We start from the raw sequence: 4415 nt of genomic DNA, 5'->3' as shown, positions 1-4415 counted from the left end.
ATTGTTCAACTGATGTTGCAGGCGGGACTTCGCATTGGTGAAGTCGAATCCATGCAACTCAGCGATATTTGCTTATACGAAAGATCAGGACAAGTACGTATACGGGATGGCAAAGGTCGAAAAGAACGTTTTGTTCCTTTAAATGCAAGCGTTCGCAAAGCGCTGCAAAATTATTTTGACCTTAGAAAATCAAAAAGTGAGAATAACGCTAAGTCTGAAAATGCACCTCTTTTTTCCACAAGTAACGGAAAAAAACTCACTAAAAGAGCCTTGCAAAAAATCATTACTGAAATTATGGAAAAGGCAAATTGCAAAGCCTCTGCACACACTTTACGACATACTTTTGCAACTGCACACTACAATGACCACAAAAAATTAGTAGAGCTTTCCACTCTCCTTGGCCACAGTTCTCTCAACACGACTGCTCGTTATACACAGGCAAGTCATGATGATCTTGCTCTTCAATTAGAGGAGAGTTCTTTAAACGAGTTTGGAGAGTAGGACTTTCAGCAATTTCACTAAAAACATCCGACCAAAAATAACTTGTTTTTTTGTTGCACATTTCGGCAATTATATTTCTAGCCTCCTTTTGAGAAATCCTTCCATTATAAGTCAATAATCTAAGCATACTTTCTCTGGATTCATGGTTTGCAATGAGATCATTTTTAATTTCAATTGATAAGCCTTCGTTTCTCATCATACCGCTCTTAATTGAAAAATCTTTATTACAATCGAATATTTCACTATCTGTCATAGTGATATCAATATTACTAGCAAGAGAATATGGGATTTTATATTTCAAGCAAAAAGGAATTTTATGGTGCCATTCAAGATGGATTTTTGAGAAAATATTCTCTGGACATTTGTATAACATTTTAGCGGCAGTGGTTATTAAAAAAATTCTTTTTTCTTGTTCTAAAGACTCAAATTGAGTTTTATGTTCTACTTCAAAAAAGTTATTGTATAATAAATCATGATTTTTATCTAACTTCTTTTGATATTTATTTCTTATAATTGGAATTTGCTTGACAAGTCCTCTTAAAAATCGATACCAAACCATATCACACATTTTATCGCCATTAGAAAAAACAACTTGGCCATATTTTAAGGCATCTAATGTCATTTCATCTAACCATAATAATTCTTTTTGAGGTGTTGTATTTTTAATTTCAGATGAACTATATCCATAAGTCAAATGCTTTTCGACAAGAAAACATTTATGTTTAGGACAAGTAGAAAGTATGCAAAGTCGCCAAGGTAACATTCTGTAACCATCATTTTCTTCATGACAAATTTGGCAATATCTATCAATTTTATTTTTTGCAGACCATGATGTTTCACGTACCCAAGGTATAACGTCAATTTTAATGTCCTTTTCTGAACGTGAAACTAAATCAAAATATTTTAACCAATAAAATATTCCAAATGAGTTTGAGTAGTTTTCAAGTTCCTTACGAGAATAAACATCAAAAAAGTCGAACACTCGTGGAGAAAGTGAGGGTAGAGTCATGTGATAAAGTTCTGTTTCAAGAACACCAGTTTTATTGGATATATTTGAAAATAAGTTATCAATTTTAGAAAAATCAATTTCCGATAAATTTTTTATTGGATTCATATTCAAACCAGATGTGAATAATTCATCCATTTGCACTCGGTAATATTTTGCATGTCTATCAAGCCATGAACTTAATGACTCGAGTGGTTTTTGTTTTAAAACAACAGGCCATCGCATTGATATTAAATCACCTCACGTTCAAATTGACGTCTTCGTTCCGTAGGAGATTCGTAATCTGTTAACTCTAAAATTGAAAAATCAATACATTCTTTACCAGTTTGAATTGCCATAATAGCAGCTTTTGTGAGCAAAGAAGAGATTTCACCAATAGTTCCTTCGCTTCGCCTAAGAATATAATTACGAGTGTCGTTATCTATAATATATGATTGTTTCCTTAGTGGAAATGAAGAAATAAAGCTTGCAAGTAATTTTCCAAACTCTATATCGTCTTGCCACAAAGGAAGTATAATTGGAGAAAACCTATTTTCGAGTTGAGGATCCGTACAAATTGCATGCCATGCTTCACGAATTCCTATGCCTACAATGGGAATGCGTAACTCATTTCCTAAAAAACGAATCAAATTTAAAAATTCACGCTGTACATTTTGGCGACCTGCAAGCATATTATGAATTTCATCAATTATAAGCATACGAACATTACATTTTCTCAATAAATCAAGCGCTACTGTTTCCAAATCAGATACTTTTGCCTTCATTGAAAATGGCGCTTTCATAGCATGCAAAAGCAAAGCATAAAATCGAGCGATTGTTGGATCTGATGGCATTTGCATTGTTAATAAAGGAATTCCTATTGTTTCACCATTTATTTCATTTTGAGGTGGGTGCATGCGTTTAAAGCGTTCTACAATCATGCTTTTTCCATTGTTTGTTGGACCAATAATAAGTATATTTGGCATGCGTATTTTTTTAGGATGATTAAAAAGAACATCTAGTTTTGATAATGCCTCTATTGCAAGTGCATATCCAATCCAACGTTCTGAGCGGATTCTTATAATCCGTTCTTCTGCAGAAAGATCAATAATCGAATGAGCATGTGAGTTAAGATAGTCGTAATTTATATTATTTTCAGTATAAACATCATTCATAATTACCACTCTTCTATTTCATCAAAAGGTTTTATGTCAGCTGGATCAAATTTTTCAGGTTCCTTTTTGTTATTATCACGAACCTTTGTGTGTGGAATTTTTTCTCTAATATTATCGATTATTGCTCTTTTCTTTCGCTCAATTTTAGTTTCTTTTTTAGCATTTTCAACGATATTTCTCATTTCAGAAATTGTTCTAAAAATTGTTGCTTCATCAAAATCGGAAAGTCCTTTTTCTTTGATTCTACGTATACATTCTTTGTGTTCCCAAATTGTAATAGATGGTCTCCCCATATGTCTGTAAGGTACCTCGAGGTATTGAGTTTCTTTTGGAAGCAAAACATAAATTCTGCTTAAATCTCTTGGATCACGTCGAATTATAAAAGTTTTATTTTTGTCCCTTGAGCTTATCCATGGAATTAATCCATTACAAAAATACTGAATATGATCTATTAGAAACCCATGCCGTTGCAATGTTCTTTTCATAACAGGCAAAAAGTCGATTAAAAATGATTTTTCATTTGTGACTTGTATTGGTGAATAAGGTAACAATTCAATTCCTCTTCTAAAACGAGAAATTGGTGGCTCCATAATTAAAGAATGAATATCTAAATGGTATTGCCCAATAATAACATGTATCAACCATTTTTCGAGTTCTCGCATCGTTAATACAGCTTTTGCACTTGAATCATACTCTCCTCGTTGTATTGGATTTGAAAAAGTTGTACCTGGTAATGAATGAACTGTTTTCATTAAATTGCCATGAAGTCTTTCTACAATTCCATGCAAATGTGGTGCTCCTACTCTTCTATAAAAAATTTTAATTCCATTTTGTTGGCATCCACGCTTCAAAGCTTGGCTTTTAAAATCGGATCCTTGATCAACATAAATTGAATTTGGTTTCCCAAATATTGGCCATGTTCCATCAATTTCAAATTTTTTAAGATAAGTATCTTTATTAAATACGGCATGAGTTAAACAAAGACCTACAGACACAGCAGATGGAGATTCTAATGATAAATAAAATCCTGCAATACATCGACTATAAACATCTATTGCTACAGAAAGCCATGGACGACCAATTGGTAATCGTTGGTACTCATCAACACAATTAAATCAACTTTTGTGTGGTCCATCATATACGCTTGCAACGGATATTCCGCTGTAACGGAAGGACCTAAATTTGGAGTAAATTCATGTGCTGCTTTTTTTCCTTTGCGCTTTTCTGCAACTAATTTAGAACTAAGCTCTTTAACTCTACGATAAATTGTATTTTTGCCTGGTGATTTTAAATTTTTTTCTACACATTTTCTTTTAACTTCAATTACTACAGACTTCATGGTGTTTTGTTGTTTAGAAAGATATATTTTATCAATGGATTCTTGAATAATAATTTCAATTTTTTCATCGAGACGAAATTTACCATCTCCTCCAGATGATATTTGAGGAGCTAGCGAAAGCATTTCTCCTGTAGAATCTTTAAATTTTTTCATCAATTTAAAAAATGTACTCGCCCTATTTTTAATTCCTGGCATGCTGCCTCAACTTGAGCCTTTTGAATTTCTGGTAATTTTGATAATGGCTCGATGACAGCATACCTTTTTTCCGCAATTTTCCACGCATTGTCTGAAATCTTTGATGCGGGATGTTCAATAGTTACTGGAGGTTCTGAGGTGTTTATTTTGTCTTTTTCAAGGTTATCCATGAATGCTATCCAGTCTCTAGATGTATAGAGCTTTTAACATACAGTCCTTA

Annotated in this window: 6 protein-coding genes; 1 reads left to right on the top strand and 5 read right to left on the bottom strand. The window is 33.0% G+C overall.

Annotated elements, in window-relative coordinates; genetic code table 11:
- A partial coding sequence (locus tag ACIQ56_RS16695; protein WP_397602165.1) for a tyrosine-type recombinase/integrase occupies positions 1-501 on the top strand: 501 nt, incomplete at its 5' end.
- On the opposite strand, the gene ACIQ56_RS16690 is transcribed toward ACIQ56_RS16695, so the two are convergent.
- From ACIQ56_RS16690 to ACIQ56_RS16670, 5 genes are all read right to left on the bottom strand, one after another.
- A complete protein-coding gene (locus ACIQ56_RS16690) occupies positions 413-1732 on the bottom strand; it encodes a TniQ family protein (protein WP_397602164.1) in 1320 nt (439 codons plus the stop codon). The genes ACIQ56_RS16695 and ACIQ56_RS16690 overlap by 89 nt on opposite strands.
- Positions 1733-1737: 5 nt before the next feature.
- Positions 1738-2661, bottom strand: coding sequence for a TniB family NTP-binding protein (locus ACIQ56_RS16685; protein ID WP_397602163.1), 924 nt, complete (start codon positions 2659-2661; stop codon positions 1738-1740).
- Between the two features lie 2 nt (positions 2662-2663).
- On the bottom strand, positions 2664-3656 hold the full coding sequence (locus ACIQ56_RS16680; RefSeq protein ID WP_397602162.1) for a Mu transposase C-terminal domain-containing protein: 993 nt from the start codon (positions 3654-3656) through the stop codon (positions 2664-2666).
- A 62-nt stretch (positions 3657-3718) separates the two neighbouring features.
- Positions 3719-4195, bottom strand: a complete 477-nt coding sequence (locus tag ACIQ56_RS16675; protein ID WP_397602161.1) for a hypothetical protein — start codon at positions 4193-4195, stop codon at positions 3719-3721.
- A complete protein-coding gene (locus tag ACIQ56_RS16670) occupies positions 4153-4365 on the bottom strand; it encodes a hypothetical protein (RefSeq protein ID WP_397602160.1) in 213 nt (70 codons plus the stop codon). The genes ACIQ56_RS16675 and ACIQ56_RS16670 overlap by 43 nt, the downstream gene beginning before the upstream one ends.
- Positions 4366-4415 lie beyond the last annotated feature (50 nt).

Source organism: Silvanigrella sp. (genome assembly GCF_044369315.1).
Taxonomy (GTDB): domain Bacteria; phylum Bdellovibrionota_B; class Oligoflexia; order Silvanigrellales; family Silvanigrellaceae; genus Silvanigrella.
Note: the sequence above shows the minus strand (reverse complement) of the source record. Positions and strands in the feature narration are given on the sequence as shown.